The following is an 18,463-nucleotide window of genomic DNA, read 5'->3' as shown; positions in this document are numbered from 1 at the left end:
AACTATGACCTCAAACAAAAGAACCATCATCATTCTCATTGCCGATGACGACGCCGAAGACCGCATGCTGGTAAAAGACGCGCTGGAGGAGAACCGCTTGACCAACCAGATTGAATTTGTGGAAAACGGCGAGGAGCTGCTGGATTACCTGCACAACCGCGGCAAGTACACAGACAAAGCCAAATACCCCACGCCCGGCCTCATCTTGCTGGACCTAAACATGCCCAAGAAAGACGGCCGGGAAGCCCTGAAGGAAATCAAGTCAGACGAGCACCTGCGCGTGATTCCGGTTGTGGTGCTGACTACCTCCAAAGCCGAGGAAGACATTCTGCGCACCTATGACCTGGGCGTGAGTTCCTTCATTGCCAAACCGGTAACGTTCGCGGCCCTGGTAGACGTCATGAAAACCCTCACTAAGTACTGGTTTGAGATTGTAGAACTACCCAAGGCCTGATTGATTGATTGATTGATTGATTGATTGATTGATTGATTGATTGATTGATTGCGGATTTAGCTTTCTATGGCTTACTATCTATGGCGCGGAAGTTACTTCTGTGCCTAACGAGTGTTGAAAGGCACGGAAGTAACTTCCGCGCCATAGGACATGAAAATTTATGTTCTTAGAAGAGTCACTCAAAGAATGGCAAACCCCCATTAAAAATCATGCCTCCATTTAACACCTGTTTTCTTGAAAACAGCTCCAAAACAATAGTAGAACCCCATGGCAGACAGTATCAGAATCCTGCTGATAGACGATGATGAAGATGATTTCGTGATTACCCGCGACATCATCATGGACATTACAGGCCGCAACTATCACCTGGATTGGACTTCCTCTTTTGACGAGGCCTTGTCGCTCATCCGGGAGAAAAAGCACGATGTGTACCTGGTGGATTTTTTTCTGGGAGCCCATGACGGGTTGGAGCTCATCACGCAGGCCGTGGCCGAGGGTGCCACCGCGCCCTTCATCCTGCTCACCGGCCAAACCGACCGTGAGACCGACGAGAAAGCCATGCGCGCCGGTGCCCTGGACTACCTGGTGAAAGGCACTTTTAACCCGTATGACTTGGAGCGCTCCATCCGGTACAGCATTGAGCACGCCAAAAGCCTGGCCGAAATCCAGTCGCTCAACGCCCAACTGGAGCAGCGCGTGGAGGAGAGAACCCAGGAATTGGCCGAGGCTATCCAGAAACTGGAGAACACCAACCGCATTTTGTATGAGGCGCAGCAAGAAATTGAGAAAGCCCTGCAGAAGGAAAAGGAGCTGAACGAACTTAAATCACGGTTCGTGACCACGGCCTCGCATGAGTTTAGAACTCCGCTGAGCACGGTGCTGTCTTCGGCCTCCATCATCGCCCGCTACAAAACCACCGAGGAGGACCAGAAGCGGTTGAAGCACGTTGACCGAATTAAATCGGCGGTGCAGAACCTCACCGTCATTCTGAATGATTTCCTTTCCATTAGCCGCATTGAGGAGGGCAAGGTGTACAACATCCCCAGCACGTTCAACCTGGTTTCCTTTGCCAATGAGGTAGTGGATGAAATGCAGGCTTTGGTGAAAGACGGGCAGAAGATTGTGTACCGGCATGAGGGCTCAGAAATGGTGGAACTGGACAAACAACTGCTCAAAAACATCCTGATCAACCTGCTGTCCAACGCCAGCAAGTACTCCGCCGAGGGCAAAACCATTCACCTGTCTACTCACGTTACACCAGAAACCAGTATCATTACGGTGCAGGATGAGGGCATAGGCATACCGGCGCAGGACCAGACGCATTTGTTCACGCCGTTTTTCCGGGCGCAGAACGCCACCAACATCCAAGGAACCGGCCTTGGCCTTAATATTGTGAAGCGGTACGTAGAAGTCATGGACGGTACGCTTGATTTCAAGAGCGAACTGAACCAGGGCACCACGTTTACCATTACTTTTCCGCAAACTGTGTAGCTATGAAAAAAATACTTCTGATAGAAGACAACCAGGAAATCAGGGAGAACACCGCCGAGATCCTTTCACTCGCCAACTACCAGGTAGTAGAAGCCGAAAACGGGAAAGTAGGCGTGGATCTGGCCCGCAAAGAGCAACCCGATCTTATCATCTGTGACATCATGATGCCCCAGTTGGACGGCTACGGCGTACTGCACATGCTAAGCAAGAACCCTGAGACCTCCAGCATTCCGTTCGTGTTTTTGACGGCCAAATCAGAGAAAGAGGACTTCCGGAAAGGCATGAAACTGGGCGCCGATGACTATCTCACCAAGCCCTTCGACGACCTTGAGTTGCTGGATGCCGTGGAAATGCGCCTCAAAAAGAACGAGATCCTGAAAGCCGAGTTCCAGAAAAACGTGCAGGGTCTGGACGAGTTCATTCAGGAAGCCAAAGGCTACGAGGAGCTGAACAAAATGATCTCAGACGAACGCCGGGTCACGGTTTTCAAGAAGAAGCACAACCTGTTTCTGGAAGGTAATTACCCCAACGCGTTGTTTTTTATCAGCAAAGGCAAGGTGAAAACCTACAAAGCCAACGAAGACGGCCGCGAGTACATTACCAACCTGTACAAAGACGGCGATTTCATTGGCTACCTGGATCTGCTGGAGGAAAAGCCTTACCGTGAATCGGCCATGGCGCTGGAAGATTCAGAAGTGTACCTCATACCAAAGGAAGACTTTTTCTCGCTCCTGCACCAGAACCGCGATGTGGCCAACAAGTTCATCAAAATCCTCTCCGATAATCTGGCGGATAGAGAAGACCGGCTCCTGAAACTGGCATACAACTCTGTGCGCAAACGCGTAGCTGAGGCTTTATTACTGGTTGAAAAGCAGTACCAACAGGAAGGAAACAGCATCACTGAGATGTCCATTTCCCGCGAGGACCTGGCCAGCATTGTGGGCGCTTCCAAAGAAACCGTCATCCGTACCCTCGCCGACTTCAAAGACGAGAAACTCATAGACACCCGCGGCAGCAAAATCTTCATCCTCAACTCCCAGAAACTCGCTAAAATGCGGAACTAGGTAGATAATGAGAGAATGAGTGAATGAGAGAATGAGAGAATGGGTTTTGAGGCAGATTTACGGAAAACAGGCTTAGAATTCAGGTGTACTGTTATCAGACCATTTCGCTCAACTCATTTCGCTGGCGCGAGCGTCCCGCTCGTGTCCGCACGCATTTTGCGATAGTTCTGCTATGCTTATCAGGAATTAAGTTGCTCTATTAGTTAAGCCTTTAACTCTTTTCTGTCTTCTTGGAAAGATCTTGTGGGCGAACTAGAAAGGCGTGAAGGAAACGATTCTGCCGATATCGTTCAACAGATCCTTTCAGGATGACATGCTAGCAGGATTGCATTGTCCTTCGGAATGCGTACTGACACGAGCGGGACGCTCGCGCCAGCGGAAAGCATAAAAGATAGTCACGGAAGTAACTTCCGCGCCATAGTGGGGGCCATAGTAGGGTATCAACAATAAACCTACTACACTATAATTCTAAATAATCCTAAGCATCCCAACAATCCAGAAAATCCTGCTCCAGGAATCCATCAGCTGAATCCCGGTTGAGACTGACCAATTCCATTCCCGAAACTGACAAACATCATATTTCCTGGAGCAGGTTCTGCTGAAATTTGCATTGGAATTCAGACTAGACCATGCAGATACCCTTCAAAGCCCTTACTCTTTCTTATAGACACGCCCCCATAGCGGTGCGGGAGGCAGTTGCCTTAAATGAAATCGGGTGCCGGAACCTGTTGGATAAGATCAAGGAGTTCACCCAGAGCCAGGATGTGCTGGTGCTGTCTACCTGTAACCGGACTGAGGTGTATTATGCTGCGGAGCAGGACTATTCCAAAGAGATCATCAAGCTGATTGCCCTGGAGAAAGGCTTTATTGCCACGAGTGAGATTGCGCCTTATTTCAAACATCTTACCCGCCCGCAGGAAACGGTGCAGCATTTGTTCAACGTGGCCATTGGGCTGGAGTCTCAGGTGGTGGGCGACATGCAGATCATGAACCAGGTAAAGAATGCCTACCAGTGGGCCGCTGATGCCAACATGGCCGGCCCGTTCCTGCATCGTCTGCTGCACACCATCTTCTTCACCAATAAACGCGTGGTGAACGAGACGGCCTTCAAAGACGGCGCCGCTTCGGTTTCCTACGCCACGGTAGAGTTGGTGGAAGAACTGACCAAAGGCCTGGAGAACCCAAAGGTGCTGATGCTGGGCGTAGGCGAGATTGGAGCCAATGTTTGTGATAACTTCCAGAAGTCTGAAGTGCGCAACATCACCATCGCCAATCGCACCCATCATAAAGCCGCGGAATTGGCCCAGAAATGCAATGCCCAGGCAATTTACTGGGAAAACGTGTGGGAAGCCATGGCTACCGCCGATGTAGTAATTTCCTCGGTTCCCGGCGATTGCTTCTTCATCAGCAAAGAAGTGATTGCCCAGATGAGGGAGAACCGGCCTTCGTTCTTCGTGGATTTGTCTATGCCTCGCAGCATTGACAGCGCCCTTACAGAATTAACAGGAACGGAAGTGTACAACGTAGACAACATCCGGAACCGCGCTACTGAGGCTCTGGAGAACCGGTTAGCGGCCATTCCGGCGGTGCAGGAAATCATCTCTGAAGCCATAACGGAGTTCCAGACCTGGACCCGCGAGATGAGCATGTCGCCGGCTTTACAGCAGTTCAAAAACCGGTTAGAGGAAATCCGGCAGCGGGAGGTGGCCCGTTACGTGAAACAACTGGGCGAACAGGAGAAAGAACTGGTGGAAACCATCACCAAGAACATCTTGAACAAGATTGTGAAAATGCCGGCCCTGGAGTTGAAAGCCGCTTGCCAGCGCGGAGAATCAGAGGCCTTGCTGCAAGGGTTAAGTGCTTTGTTTCACCTGGAAGACAAACCTGTTGCGGTTTAACCAGGGAATGTTCAATTATTATCTATAAAGTGCTAATTGCTGCTGCTTTATTGTGTTTTAATATATATTAATCAAAATATAGTTTAAATAAAATTTAATACTTCCTATTCCATTCAAGATTGAATAAACCAATTCAGTAGTTTGTCAGTGTTTTGTGAGATAAAAAGAGAGCCGGACATTTTGCCCGGCTCTCTTTATATCTCAATAGGTTAAATGCTTTCGTGTTAGGGTCCCTTTTCTCGGCTAAGCATCTGGGTGGCAGAGAATAGGCTCAGGGGTAAGATTTCTTAGAACTGAATCCTTTTTGGGTGTACAAGCAGGAGCGGCAGGTTGGTCCGGTAGGTATGCTCCAGTTCTGGCTGGAATAAGCGCTCCCAAGCATCAGCAGAGTGGGCCCCCATTACCAGCATATCAGTGTTGTGGCTTTGGCAGAACTGGTTGATTCCCTCGGTAATGCAGGCGTTCACCGCTACATGGTGGGTAATGCGCTGGTAAGGAATCCGTTTGCTAAGCCTTTGCATTTCTTCCATGGCAAACTGACGGGCCGTTTCATCTTCTTTGGGAAGCACGTGCAGTAACTGCAGTTGCGCTCCAAAGTAGCTGGCTAACTTAAGAATCAGGGTCATGTCAGACAAGCAGAAGCCTCTCAGATCAGTGGCCAGCACCATTCTGCGGATAGGTCTGAAAGGAGCGTTGTTAGGAACCATCAAAACGGGGCAGGATACCTGTTGCACCACCCGTCCGCTCAATGATTTGGTTACAATTTCTTTCAAGCCTTGGGTAGCCGTAGTGCCCATTACCACCAGGTCGGCTCTTTCTTTCTCAGCCAGGGTGGAGATAGATTGGTTTGTTTCACCAAATCCGATCCTGGTCTTATACGCTACCGGTATGCCCCATTCAGTTGATTCCAGAGAGGCCTTTATGTGTTTCAGCTTAGCAAGTTGTTTCTTCTCCAGCTTACCTTCATCCTCCAGGGTATCAATTGCTTCGTTCCCGGTTACGACCACTGCCGCTTCAACTGGTTTGGTGATGTTATGAAATAAAATTATCTGCGAATTGATCCGTTGCGCAATCTCATCTGCGTACCGGATGGCGTTCTCAGAGCTTTTAGAAAAATTAGTAGGGCATAGTATAGTTTGCATATAGAATAGTAATATTTAATTGGCAGACGAAAGTTACCAACTAAATAGTTCCTGCAAAATGACTTTAATCATGATTTTTGTAGGATTCATCCATGAATTAAGTAGTTGTTGTAAAATAGGGTGTTTATACTTTTTCTGAATTAAGTATAAATACTATGAAGAACTCGTGCTAAAACTGTTTTAATATTGATTTCAGCAAAACAGCTCTAAAACAGGGATTTCCTGACTCACGGGTTAAAACCTGAGTTTTAATAGCATGTGAGTGGTAAACAGAAGGGAATGAGCGTCTGGCGAAGAACACCTGGAGGGAAACCAATTCTTATTGCTGGAGGAGGGAGCTCAGAGAACCAAAAACTCAAAAGGTGCAAATGCCTGTTTCCCGGGAACCTTGGTGCGCTAACGAATTAACAGCAGGAATCAGCTGATCTTTGAACTACTCTTTGAGGTGAAAGGAATTATGTAAAACGCCGCATCGGTTTTAGGGCTGGTTTTCTAAAAATAGCCCTAAAACCGATGCGGCGATTATCTCAAATCTGTAAGGGAAGCAAAGGCAGAATCAATCTTTCCAGCGCCACTCACCGGCAATTTTCAAGGGTTCCTTTAAGTTGCTTTGTAACAGAAACGCTTTGGTTTCTTCATCGGTGAGGTGCTTGGCCGGTAGGGTAGGAGCATCGGCGAGGCCGTACAAGAGCATGCTGCTGAACCGCACGGTATTTTTCATGCCTTGCTCGTCTACCAGTTCAAAAGAATCGCAATCGGCGTGGTAGCAGTCTCCGGCTCCTTTAGGCAGTTTTCCGCCTGAGGAACCACCCGTGGGAACGCCGTGCAGCATAAACGGTTGGTGGTCTGAATGCAGACCGGCCCGCGCGCTGAAACTGTTCTTGAAGGTAGTGTCTATTTGGGCAGCCATGGCCCCGATGGACTGGAACAAACCTCGGCAAGATTCCTGGCTGGCGCTGTAACCTTTCGGGTCATTGGTCATGTCATAGTTCAGCATGAACGCCAGTTGGTGTATGGTTTTGTTTTTGATGGCTTCTGCCACATAGGCCTCAGAACCCAGCAAGCCTTCTTCCTCGCCCATGAACATGACAAACTCAATGGTGCGTTTTGGCTTCAGTTTCAGCGCCTGAAAAGTACGCGCCATATCGATCACCGAGAAAGACCCGATGCCGTTGTCTATGGCGCCGGTGGCTAAGTCCCAGCTGTCTAAGTGCCCGCCCACCACAATTTTCTCGTTCGCCAGGGAAGTGCCTTTGAGCGTAGCAATCACGTTGCGGGCTTTGATTTTACCCGAGAAATTGCTCATATCAACCTTTGCGGTCACAGGTTCTTTCTTCAGTTGTTCCTTCAGCTTCATGCCGTCTTCCAAACCAATGCAAACTGCCGGAATAGTAATTAGTTTTCCGGTCACTGAGGCGGTACCGGTAAGCAGGGTGCCACCGGCCACGGTGTTGATGATGATGATTCCTTTCGCGCCATTCTTAATGGCCAGGGCGGTTTTCTCTGAGCGGTGCAGGCTGCGGGTACCCTCCGGGGAGCCGGGTAGCACGCCTAAGTACACCAAGGCAATCTTGCCCTTTACGGCATTGGGCTTGGCGGAATAATCTGCTTCCAGGCCGTTCCCCATGTCCACCACTTGCCCGGTCAGGTTGACTTTTACCGGTGAGTGCGCCAGGGAAACAGATTTTACTTGCCGGAGGTGACTCGCATCCGGGCCCACCTGCAGTTTAAGATCTCCCCGGCTCCAGCTTTCCACCTCAAACGGTTGGTATTTCACATCTGTGAATCCGTAGGCTTTGAAAAGGTTGTAGGCAAATTCCTCGGCTTTCTTGCCGTTCTCAGAACCCGTCATGCGGTGCCCAATGGTTTCAGAGGCGGTTTTCAGGGAGCTGTAGGCCTTGGAATTGGTTTGAACCTCGGTGTTGATCTTTTGGAAAACTCCTGGCCAGGCCGGATCGCCCTGGGCCATCGTCTGGAAGGAAAACAAGAAGGCAAAGGCACTAGCTGCCCAATACTTTTTCTGAAGCATACGTGACGGATTAGATATGTGCAGGGAAGATACTAGATGTAATTTTAGGGGCCAACCCTATACTGTCTGGAACCAAACACCCTGAACTAGCAATGCTTAGCTAAGTTCAATCTTATTGTTGGTATAATCTAATTTGTAATTGAGTTAAAACGGTTTTTTTGGGCTTTTTGAAATAAAATTATTTAGAGTGAATGTGCTTATTAATGAATAAATTATCTTTGGATGTTGTCTGAAGGTAAGTTCTGGCACTATCTATCTTTTCTGGGGAGGATTGCAGGGTTCTTGATTTAATTATATGAGAATACTTTACGCGCTAATGTTTTTGTTACCAGGCTTGGCTTGGGCACAGGAGAACAGGGTTGAGCAACTGAAGCATCAAATCACAACTGCCCCAGAGGATACGGCCAAAGTGGGCCTGCTCTGTGAACTCAGCCGAGAATACCGCCTCTCTGATGTGAAAAAAAGCATGGAGCATGCCAAGTCGGCTTTAGCCTTAGCTAAACGGCTGCACTACGCCAAGGGAGAAGCCAAAGCCATTGGCCTGATTGGCAACGGGCACCTGGTGCTGGGCGAGTTTGACAAAGCATTCCCTAATTATTTTACTTCCCTTAGGATTGGGCAGGAGTTGAAAGATACGGCCCTGTTAGTCTCCACCTACAACAGCCTGGGTATTCTCTGCTTCAAAACCAATGATGAAAAACGCGCCCTTCAGTATTACAACAAGTCCTTTGAACTGGCTTTAAAAACCAACAACCAGTCTGGCCTAGCCAGGGTGTACAACAATCAGGGCGACATCTATGAAAGCCGGGGCGAGTTCTCTAAAGCACTTGCCTATTACCAGAAGGCCGCCAACATTCAGCAGAAGCTAGGCGATAAGAAAAGCTATGCGGTGAACCTGCTGAACATCGGCAACCTCTACAATGCCATGGGCAAACCAGCCCAAGGCCTGCCCTTCCTGTTTAAGGCGCTGCAGTTAGACGAGGAGATCAACAACCTCATGAACATGACCGTGACTTTGCGGGGCATCGCGACCTCTTATGTTGGTCTCAGGCAACTGGATACTGCCCTGAAGTATGCCCTCAAAAGTTATGAAGTAGCCGAAGAAACGGAGTCGGGGAAAAAGATTGTGGCTTCGGCCCGGCTTCTGGCAGAAATCTACGCTTCTAAAGGTGAGTACCAGCAGGCGTACCATTACCAGCAAGCATTTGCCCGACAAGATTCCGTTCTGGATAATGAGCGCCAAAACCGGGTGGCAGCGGAAATCATTGCCCGGTATGAAACCAAGCAGAAGGATCTGGAGAACCTGGAACTGAAAGCCCAGAAACGCCTGCAGGAAGCCGAAATAAGGCAGCAGGAAATCACCCTGATGCTCGGCTGGGCCGTTCTGGGCCTGATGCTGCTGGTGGTGGGGGGATTATACCTGAGCAGACAGCATTTCAGAAACATCTCCCGGCAGTTGAGGGAAGCCACGTCTTTGCTGACGTTTAAAAACGAGCAGATCACGGCACAAAAGGAAGAAATCTGCCGTCAGTCAAAAAGCCTGCAACAAAAAAATGCCCAGTTAGACCGCCACAACAGCTTTAAGAACAAAATCTTCTCCATCGTTTCCCATGACCTTCGGGCCCCTTTCAGCTCCATCCAGGGCATTCTGCAGTTGGTCCAGAACCGGACTTTGACCGAGGGCGAAGTAAAGCGCATTTTTGAAACCCTGGGCCGTAACATGGAGGTGATGGTGAACATGATGAACAACCTGCTGGCCTGGTCCAAAGCCCAGATGAAAGGCTCTGCGCTGGAAATGCAGCCCTTGAACCTTCATGAATTTGCGGGGCAAAGCCTGGAGGTGGTATATGAGCAAGCACAGGCCAAACAAGTGAAGCTGCACAATCAGGTCAGTCCAGATCTCATGCTGTTCACCGACAAAGAACGCCTGGCCTTCGTGCTGAGGAACCTGCTGAGCAACGCCATCAAGTTTTGTTTTGAATCCGGGGAAATTACCCTGAGCGCGCGCAAAGCTGAGGCCGGGGTGGTGGTAAAGGTGCAGGATACCGGTAAAGGAATCTCTGAGAGAAACCTGGCCAAACTGTTTTCTGAAAAGCGTTTCACTACGCCCGGAACATTCAAAGAAGAAGGCACGGGGCTGGGGCTCATGCTATGCAAAGAGTTGGTGGAAAGCCTGGGCGGAGAGATCACGGTGCAGAGCGTAGAAAACCAGGGCAGCACCTTTATTATTTTCCTGCCTTGCGTGGTGAAGAATGAACAGGTCCAGGAGCTGGAAAATGCAGTGCAGGCCTAAGTAATTCATTCCATAAACCGCACAGTCACATACGCATTGGTATTACGGCCCTGGTCATCCAGGCAGGAGATTTTTAGCTTCCCGGCTTGCTGCGGTTCAAAAAACACCGGTTCATCGCGCGGGGCGGCCCGCAGGAGCTGGTCATTCACGTACCAATACACTTTCTTTACCTCGTTGTGGGCGTTGCACTGGAGCATCAGTTTCTGGTGATCGGCGCGCTCCAACAGATATTCCATGCCTTGTGTAGGCGAGGCAATCACCGGGGCAAAATCCTGGAAAATGCGGCTACAGCTGGGATTGTGCGGCGGCAAGGCTACGTAGGGCTGGTGCTGCGTGACAAAGTACGTCAGAATCTCCGGCGAATGGTTGGGGTACCATTTCTGCTGATACCCGCCCTCCGGCAGGCAACTGGTGCAATAGGCGTACTTGCCATCCAGAGAGACCGGAACCTGTTTCAGGTGGCTGCATTTAGTGACTGAGGAAATGCCGGGCAGGTACGTATCCACCACCAGATCCTGGCAGAAGCTGTTGGCGGGCAATCCACTCTCCAGACAAACACTGCGGGTACTAATGCTCTTGGGTGCTTTGTACCACCCGTTGGGGCTGTTGTAGTCAATGGTGTTGAAAATAGAGAACAGGAGCGGGGTGGCCGTATCGGTGCCGTTCAGTTCCGGCACGCCTTCGCCTGAGAAATTCCCTACCCACACGCCCACCGTGTACTTCTGGTTGTAGCCAATGCTCCAGGCATCTTTCCGGCCGTAAGAGGTTCCCGTTTTCCAGGCTATTTTCGGTAAATGGGCGCTATTCAAGGAGTTGTGCGGCAGATCGGGCCGCTGCAGTTGGGTCAGGATCTGGTTCACCATAAACGCCGAGCCGGGGGATAGCAGCCGCTTTTCCTGCCGCACTGTGTCTCCCTGAAGCCAGCGCAAAGGAGCGTAAGTGCCCTCGTTCGCGAACGCCGAGTACAGCGCCGTGAGTTCTTCCAGTTTTACCCCGCATCCGCCCAAAATAAGCGATAAACCCAACTGGTCGCCGTGCTGCTTCATCTGCGAGAACTCGGCCTGCGTTAGTTTCTGCACAAAAGAGTTCACGCCCACCTGGTCCAGGAGCTTCACCGCCGGAATGTTCAAAGATGTGGCCAACGCTCGTTCAATGGTGATGTTGCCGCTGTACGTCCCGAAGTAGTTCTCGGGCCGGTACCCGGCGTAATCAATGGGCACGTCTGAGATAATGGTTTTGGGCGTGATCAGGCCGCGTTCAAAGGCCGTGGCGTACAGGAAAGGCTTCAAGGTGCTGCCCGGAGAGCGGATGGCCCGCACCCCGTCCACCTGACCGCTGTGCAGCACATCGGTGAAATCAGCGGAGCCCAGGTACGCTTCCACTGCGTGGGTTTGGTTGTTGATCACCAGCACCGCCGCGTTGTGGATGTTGCGGTACTTCAGCTGCTGCAGGTAATTGTACGCCAGTTGCCCCACTTTCTCCTGCACTGCCGGATTCAGCGTGGTTTTGATAATCGCCTGATTTTGGTCCGTTTTATGCAAACGAAGGGCAAAATGCGGTGCCACCTTGGGAGCCTCCAACCGATGGGCATTCAGCGGTTCGTACAGCGCATCCTCAATCTGCTCCTTCGGGAAAGCACCTTCCAGGGCGTAATACCGTAGCCACTTATTCCGGAACGCTACAATTTTCTCGTTCTGCCGCCCGATACGCAAGGAGGACGGCTTGTTGGGAATGACCGTCAGCGCCACCGCCTGCGCCAGACTCAATTGCCGCGGCGATTGGTGGAAGTACAGCACCGAGGCTGCTTTCACGCCCTCAATGTTCCCGCCGTAAGGCACCAGGGTGAGGTACAGATGCAGAATCTCGTCTTTGGAGTAGCGCCACTCCAGCTGCATTGCCCGGAACACCTCGGTGAGTTTATGCCGGTAGGTGCGCTCATTGGGGTACAGCAGGCGCGCTACCTGCATGGTGATGGTAGAGGCCCCGGAGGTAGTTTTGCCCTGCGCGAGGTTCCTGAAAAAAGCCCGGCCCACCGCCAGCGGGTTCACCCCCGGATGGTAATAGAAATACTTGTCTTCCTTCAGCAACACCGCTTTTTTCAGCATAGGACTCACCTCATTAGGCTCCAGCTGCATCCGCCATTTTTCGTCTTTGCTCAGGAACGAGTGCAGAATACTGCCATCCGAGGCGGTAATCACAGGGGAGTAGGAAATGTCCACTCTCAGCGGGAACAGCAGATTCAGGAGAATAAACAAGCCCAGGAAACAAGCCAGCGTTCCCAACAACACGCGCGGCCACCGTTTCCCTTTAGCAAAGGACCCTGTGATGAAAGCGGATGTTCTTTTGGTAAGCGGCATGTTTAAAAAGTAAGATTTTTCTGGTAATCAGGTGCCAACTTCTCAATCTGACACCCTTCTGTTTCAAGCCTATTTCTGCAAAAGAAGCCCAAAATGAATTTCCTGAATCAACCCTCGCTCGCCTCTGGCGAGTGTGAGTTACAAATAGGCCTCTGGCCTAAATGGGGGTAATGTGTGTTCCCCCAACGTGGCGGGACGCCACACCATTACGCACACTCGCCAGAGGCGAGCGAGGGAGATTGTCTTTTCTGTTTCGGGGCTGTTTTGTTGAAATTAGCCCCGAAACAGGCAGAAATCTACCGCACCTTCATGATCCCGGCGCCATGGTACGAGTGGTAGTCGGCGTTGTACATGGCATCGGCCCCCACCGGACCCACCTGGAAATCGCCTTTGGAAACCGCCCGCACCTGATAGAAGAAGTACTGGGTTTTGGGTCGGGCGGTGGCGTAGAGATTGATGCGGTCGTCGCGGATGTCCAGGTAGTCGGGGGTGGCGGGTTCCATGGCCTGGAGCCAGCTGAACTCCCGCGAGGTCATCAGGCGCGGGTTCTCAATCTCGAAACCGGCGGGCAGCAGATCGGTAATGGCCACGTTCGGGATGGTGCGGCCGTCCAGTGACTGCAGCGCGATGCGCACCACCACCAGATCGTTCTGTTTCACGGTTCGGTTGGTGATCTCTTTGCCATCACGGTTAAAGTACGTGCGGCGCACCTGCAGGAAATTGTCTTCCTGTTTGTAACTGCCGCTTCCGCTGATGCCTTCCATCTGCCAGAAGTAAAACAAAGTGCCCTGGCCTTTGCTCTGCAGGGTGAAAGCTCCGCTGTTCAGTTTATTTGTGAGCGTGAGGTCTTTGCCCGTAAACGCCCCCACGGCTTTGCCTTTCTGTAAAACCTGGGCCGTGGCGTTGCCGCCGCTTCTCCGGGGCTGTTTGCCCAGGGCCAGCAAGGCAAACGCGCGTTCCTGGGTGTTGTACCAGCGGCTGGACCGCAACTCCTGCGACACGTGCCGGGCCAGCGTGGCTACCTGCGGATGATCTGGGTTGGCCTCCACCAGGCTGTTCAGGGAGATAGCCATGTCCCGCAGCGGGGAGTAGAAGGAACCATCTAAGGCCCGCACCGAGGTTTCCCCCGCAAATGCCCGCGGCAGCAGTTGCCTGAAACTCTGCTGGCCGCCGTTGAGGGCGTAGGTGCTGGCCAGCAGGTAGCGGGAATCCAAGGAAAGCAGCTCAGGTTTGGCCTTGTAGTAGTTCATGGTGGGCCAATCGGGTTTGCCCGCCAGGCTGAGCACGTACAGCGAGTAAGAGGCCTCATGCGCCGCGATGTATTTGCTTTGCACCTGGCGGGAGGCGTTGTAGAATCGGTACACCTCGGTGGCTTTGCCTTTCACCATGCGTTGCAGGTAGGTAATCGCGCGGTTCAGCACTGGTTCGTTCACCGGGTAACCGGCCTTGCGGGCCTCCAGCAAAAAGTGGGTGGCGTAGGCGCTGCTCCACCAATCTGTGGTGGTGGCACCCGGCCAGTAGGTGAAGCCGCCGTCGTACTGCTGCATGCCCTCAATCTTGGTGATGGCCTCCTGCACCAGGTACGTCGGGTTATAGGTGCGGCCTTTCTGCTGCTGGTTCAGAGAGCGCGACAGATCTGTGTAATACAGGAGCGGGAACGCCGTGGAAGTAGTCTGTTCCAGGCAGCCGTGCGGGTACTGAAGCAGGTACGTGATGTCATCGGTGAACTGCACCAGCGGCGACGTGCTCACTACCAGTTTAGACGATACCGAGGAAGGCAGAAAATCAGGCGCCGCGTTAATCTGCACGCTGGCCGCGTTCTTCAAGGTGCCCGCCTGGGTAATCTGCGCCAGAGGAGCGGCTGGCCTCACCGATAGTTCCGTGGTAGAGCTGAACTGCTCGCCCAGGGCTTTCACCACCACTTTCACCGAGGCTGGCCCAATCACCGGTGCTGCCACCAGTTTGTAGAGCACCTGTTTCTCGGCATTGGCGCGGGCGGAGTTGGAGGCAGTGGCAGAACCCACCACGCGCAGCGGTCCGGTAACGGAAATGGAACTGCTGAAAGCGGCGTTCTTCGCAGTGGTGTTGCTGATGGTGACCGGCACCAGGAGCGTGTCCTTAGGGCTCAGGAACCGGGGAAGCGCCGTGCTAATTACCACTGGATCGGCCACGCGCATCATTTTCTCGGCAGAGCCGAAAGCATTGCCTTTGTACGCCACCGCCATTACTCTAACGGCCCCGGAAAACTCCGGTATTTTCACGTTCACCGTAGCTTCCCCGTTGCCGTTGGTCTTTAGTCGGCCGCTCCACAGAGATACCAGTTTCACCCGTTTAGACGTCAGCGGATTGATGCGTTTCTCCAGGTCATAGCCATCGCCGCCCACGCTGGAGCGGGTGCCCGAGAGTTCCGGAAACAGGAAAGGATACAGATCGAAAGCCTCTACCTCCAGCGCTCGTTTCTGGTAAAAGAATCCGTGCGGATCTGGCGTCTGGTAATCTTTGAGCTGCAGAATGCCTTCGTCTACTACTGCCAGGGTGACCTCGGCGTTTGGGGCCGTTTTGATGGAAACAGGCTGTAAACGATTAGAGCGGGAAGCCTCCGGCGCGATGATGGCTACATCCAGTTTCGTCTGTTTTTTGGTGACCTGTAGCGGCCTGAAACCCCGGGCAATAGTAAGCGGCATCTGGTTATCCTTGACTTCGCGCAGCGCCACCGCCGAGATGTAGACTGTGGGCAGGTGTTCGTCCTGGATGGGCAACTTCAAAGAGGCTGCTTTCTTGTCGGTTTTGAGGTAATGGTAGCTCAGGACTTTGTTTTGCTCTACGGTCACCAGAATCTTGCCTGCAAACGGAGACTTGAACAGGATGCGGGCATCATCGCCCACCTCGTAGGTTTCCTTGTCCAGGGCAATGTCTACTTCGCCCTCGGTGTTCACTTCAAAAGACGTGCTCTCAGTATCGCCCAAGCCGTAGGCGTAGAACTCCTGGGCCACGTAGTTGTAGGCGCCGGGCCGCATCACGCGCAGCTCATACTCCCCGGAAGTAGCGGGGGTGAACCGCACGGCGGTACCTTCTTTGGGCACCTGCAAGACCGTGTTGAGCAACACGCTGGCCCGGCGCTGCGATTTGTAGTTGTAGTTCTCAGAGTAGCGCTCCATCACCGTTTCATAGGTGTAGCGCACCAACTGCACCTGCACCTTGGTATCGATGGGCTGCCCTTGCGCATTCAGGGCGATGATGGGCACCTGCATCTGCTGGCGGGTGCTCACATAAGAATCAAATTTCCTGATCCCGAAGAAGGCATACTGCGTGCTCACATTGAACCGGTTGAGGCGGTTCACGGGCCGGCCGGTCTCGTCAAAGACGGTGGTAAACAGAGAGCCTTCCAGCAGCCCCACATCCTGAAAACCATGCAGTTCAAACGTCTCCTGACCTTTCCCTTGTTCATTCGTCTGACCCTGGCGTACGCTGTTCTGCAGGTTCACCTCGGCGGAGTTGTTCAGTTCAAAAGTATAGTCAGGGTAGCGGGGTGCTTCAAAGGATTTCTTTTTCAGGCTGAGTTGCACCTCATAATTGCGGCCGGCCGCGGGCGGACCGAACAGGTTCTGCGCCGTCAGATTCACGCTTACCTGTTCCCCAGCCCGGAAATCGGTTTTGTTCAGGATAGTAGATACTTTCAGCCGGTCAGGCATGAATTCCTCCACGCCAATTTTGCGGGAGTTCAGGAGCACATCGTTCCCCGAGTAAACTTCCAGCGTGTACGTGCCGGTCACCACCGAGGGGCTCAAGATAAACCTGGCTTCGTAGGAGCCTTCCTGGTTGAGGGTGCCTTTGAGGCTGCGGTACTCTTTGCCGTTGGGCAGTAGCAGTTTCACTTTTACCGGTAAGCCCGCCACGGTTTGCCAGGCCGGAGTACGCACCAAGGTGTTCACGTAGACGGTGTCGCCGGGGCGGTACAGGTCGCGGTCGCCGTAAAGGAAAGCATCATATTTCAGGTCGGCCATGCGTTTGCCGCCCACGTCAAAGCGGGAGGTGTTCACCTGCGTCTGGGAGTAAGGCAGGTAGTTGAAGTCATCGCCTTGGCGGGCGGTGATGAGGCCAATTTTGAAGCCATCGGCGGTTTTGTTTATGTCCGGAAAGCGGGCCACGCCGTCTTTGTCGGTGGTGGCTTTGTGGATGACCTGGTTGTTCGTGCTGATAAACCGGACCTCCACCTCGGGCAGCACCTCGGCGGTACGGATGGAGTTGGCGAAGACCAGCACCTCGTTCTTTCCCTGCTTCGCGATGAGCCCGATGTCGGAGACCGAGATGATCTTGGAGTCTTTGAGCCAGTTTTGCTCCGTGCTGGAGACGGTGATCACGTACAGGCCTTTGAACTGGCTGTCAAAGTCCAGGTCTTCCAGGTCCAGGTTCAGGAGATGATTCTTGCCTTGTTTGCGCAGGCTGCTGGTCTCGTATTCCCGCTCAAAAATGGTTTTGCCGTTGTCTTCGTTGATGGCGTAGTAAGAGGTTTCGTAATACTCCTCGGTTTCCTCGTCGTAGTGGCCGTCGTAGGTTTTGCCGTCCTGCAGGTACCGCAGGATGTTGTTCTCAAACACCTTGCTGATGCTCACTTTCACCCGGGGCACCTGCGTGAGGTTCAGGGCAATGTTGCGGGCGCCGGCACTGCTCAGGTAAATGCTCTTGCGGTTCACAAAGGCCACCGTGGGTTTAGAGGATTCAAACGTGACCGGGTGCTCGTAGGCCTTGCCCAACGGTTTGCCCACCACGCCGCTCAGCTCGCCGGAAATGGCCAGTCGGTAGGTTTGTTCCGGGGTGAACGTACCGCTCAACACCAGGCCGTTCTCCAGTCGCTCCACCGTGTAATCCCGGCCGGGGTTCAGGGAAACGAGCGAGGTCACATCGGCGTTGGCCACCGGCTGGGAGGTGAGCACGAAGATTTTGTCCTGGCCTTCTTCCTGCAGCGCCACCACTTCCATTACCTGCATCTGCTCGCGGCTGGGTACTTCCACGGTTTGCTGCTCCGGTTCTGGGGTGGCGTGATTGCTGCCGGGGGTGGAAAGTCCCTTCTCTACGTACACCCGCACCGGAATCTCGCCCTGGGTGGCCTGCTCCAGCCCTTTCACCTTCACCGATACATTTTCCCGACCTCCGCTTACCAGTTCCACGGGCAGCTCCGTGGAGCCGTGGTAGACTTTGAGTTTATCGCGCAGATTCTGGAAAGGAACCGGATAGTTGAAGTCAAACAGCAGGTTGGCCTCCAGTTGGGTAGGGTTGTTCTCGTTCTGGGTCCAGTAGGCCTTGGCCGAGGTGAGCGTTAGGTAAGGCGTATGGAACCGGATGTCCTGCCCGGCCGGGATCTTGTATTTGGTGGCAGAGTGGCGCAGTAGTTGAGGCGTGAGCTCGGCGCGGTAATCGGTGCTGGGCGCGAAGGACTGATCGGGGGAAAACACCAGCTCGTTGGGGGCCGTCCACTTGTATTTGCCTTTCACTTTGGGCGTGATCTGCAGGTACGGAATGGTGTCCCACTGGTTCAGGAGCGAGTCTGTTACCAAGTCTTTGTCAAAGGTGAATACCAGGTTCTGTTCCTGGGCAATCTGGGCCTCAAAGTTCTTTTGCTCCAGCCCTAGTTCATCGCTTTTGCCCCGGCAGTTGAAAAGGGAAAAAAGCACCAGGACACAGGCCAGGCGCATAGTGGCAGACCATGGAAAAAGTGGAGGTAGGGGCCGCATAGA

9 protein-coding genes are annotated in these 18,463 nt (G+C 52.7%); 5 read left to right on the top strand and 4 right to left on the bottom strand.

What is annotated here, in order from left to right:
* The first annotated feature begins 4 nt into the window (after window positions 1-4).
* The 4 genes from JT719_RS05760 (at window position 5) to hemA (ending at window position 4,907) form a co-directional block, all read left to right on the top strand.
* The gene (locus JT719_RS05760) at window positions 5-454 is read left to right on the top strand and encodes a response regulator (RefSeq protein ID WP_207431537.1); all 450 of its coding nucleotides are present in this window, start codon (window positions 5-7) and stop codon (window positions 452-454) included.
* Window positions 455-721: 267 nt separating this feature from the next.
* Window positions 722-1,945 carry a hybrid sensor histidine kinase/response regulator gene (locus tag JT719_RS05755; RefSeq protein WP_207431536.1) on the top strand — a complete coding sequence of 408 codons (1,224 nt, stop codon included), beginning with the start codon at window positions 722-724 and terminating at the stop codon, window positions 1,943-1,945.
* A 2-nt stretch (window positions 1,946-1,947) separates the two neighbouring features.
* Window positions 1,948-3,009, top strand: a complete 1,062-nt coding sequence (locus tag JT719_RS05750) for a response regulator (RefSeq protein ID WP_207431535.1) — start codon at window positions 1,948-1,950, stop codon at window positions 3,007-3,009.
* Between the two features lie 629 nt (window positions 3,010-3,638).
* Window positions 3,639-4,907 (top strand): glutamyl-tRNA reductase, encoded by a 1,269-nt coding sequence (gene hemA, locus JT719_RS05745; RefSeq protein WP_207431534.1) that lies wholly within the window; start codon window positions 3,639-3,641, stop codon window positions 4,905-4,907.
* Window positions 4,908-5,194: 287 nt separating this feature from the next.
* Here the strand turns inward: hemA and JT719_RS05740 are convergent, their stop codons facing one another.
* Together JT719_RS05740 and JT719_RS05735 are read right to left on the bottom strand one after the other, a co-directional pair.
* Complete coding sequence (locus tag JT719_RS05740) at window positions 5,195-6,049, bottom strand: universal stress protein (RefSeq protein WP_207431533.1); 855 nt, start codon at window positions 6,047-6,049, stop codon at window positions 5,195-5,197.
* Between the two features lie 556 nt (window positions 6,050-6,605).
* Complete coding sequence (locus JT719_RS05735; RefSeq protein ID WP_207431532.1) at window positions 6,606-8,078, bottom strand: M28 family peptidase; 1,473 nt, start codon at window positions 8,076-8,078, stop codon at window positions 6,606-6,608.
* 316 nt (window positions 8,079-8,394) lie between these two features.
* Here JT719_RS05735 and JT719_RS05730 point away from each other — a divergent pair, with 316 nt between their 5' ends.
* Window positions 8,395-10,371: an ATP-binding protein gene (locus JT719_RS05730; RefSeq protein WP_207431531.1), complete on the top strand. Its 1,977-nt coding sequence runs from the start codon at window positions 8,395-8,397 to the stop codon at window positions 10,369-10,371.
* A 5-nt stretch (window positions 10,372-10,376) separates the two neighbouring features.
* Here the strand turns inward: JT719_RS05730 and pbpC are convergent, their stop codons facing one another.
* Complete coding sequence (gene pbpC / locus JT719_RS05725) at window positions 10,377-12,728, bottom strand: penicillin-binding protein 1C (RefSeq protein WP_207431530.1); 2,352 nt, start codon at window positions 12,726-12,728, stop codon at window positions 10,377-10,379.
* Between the two features lie 296 nt (window positions 12,729-13,024).
* Complete coding sequence (locus JT719_RS05720) at window positions 13,025-18,460, bottom strand: alpha-2-macroglobulin family protein (protein ID WP_207431529.1); 5,436 nt, start codon at window positions 18,458-18,460, stop codon at window positions 13,025-13,027.
* Window positions 18,461-18,463: the final 3 nt, after the last annotated feature.

The sequence above is a fragment of the Sabulibacter ruber genome (assembly GCF_017355955.1).
Lineage (GTDB): Bacteria > Bacteroidota > Bacteroidia > Cytophagales > Hymenobacteraceae > Nibribacter > Nibribacter ruber_A.
The sequence above is the reverse complement of the archived record's forward strand: the minus strand, read 5'-3'. Positions and strand labels throughout refer to the sequence as shown.

Bases quoted from the DNA above. Each gene is read 5' to 3' on its own strand.
- JT719_RS05760 (WP_207431537.1), top strand. From the start codon at position 5: ATGACCTCAAACAAAAGAACCATCATCATTCTCATTGCCGATGACGAC.
- JT719_RS05755 (WP_207431536.1), top strand. From the start codon at position 722: ATGGCAGACAGTATCAGAATCCTGCTGATAGACGATGATGAAGATGAT.
- JT719_RS05750 (WP_207431535.1), top strand. From the start codon at position 1,948: ATGAAAAAAATACTTCTGATAGAAGACAACCAGGAAATCAGGGAGAAC.
- hemA (WP_207431534.1), top strand. From the start codon at position 3,639: ATGCAGATACCCTTCAAAGCCCTTACTCTTTCTTATAGACACGCCCCC.
- JT719_RS05740 (WP_207431533.1), bottom strand. From the start codon at position 6,049: ATGCAAACTATACTATGCCCTACTAATTTTTCTAAAAGCTCTGAGAAC.
- JT719_RS05735 (WP_207431532.1), bottom strand. From the start codon at position 8,078: ATGCTTCAGAAAAAGTATTGGGCAGCTAGTGCCTTTGCCTTCTTGTTT.
- JT719_RS05730 (WP_207431531.1), top strand. From the start codon at position 8,395: ATGTTTTTGTTACCAGGCTTGGCTTGGGCACAGGAGAACAGGGTTGAG.
- pbpC (WP_207431530.1), bottom strand. From the start codon at position 12,728: ATGCCGCTTACCAAAAGAACATCCGCTTTCATCACAGGGTCCTTTGCT.
- JT719_RS05720 (WP_207431529.1), bottom strand. From the start codon at position 18,460: ATGCGGCCCCTACCTCCACTTTTTCCATGGTCTGCCACTATGCGCCTG.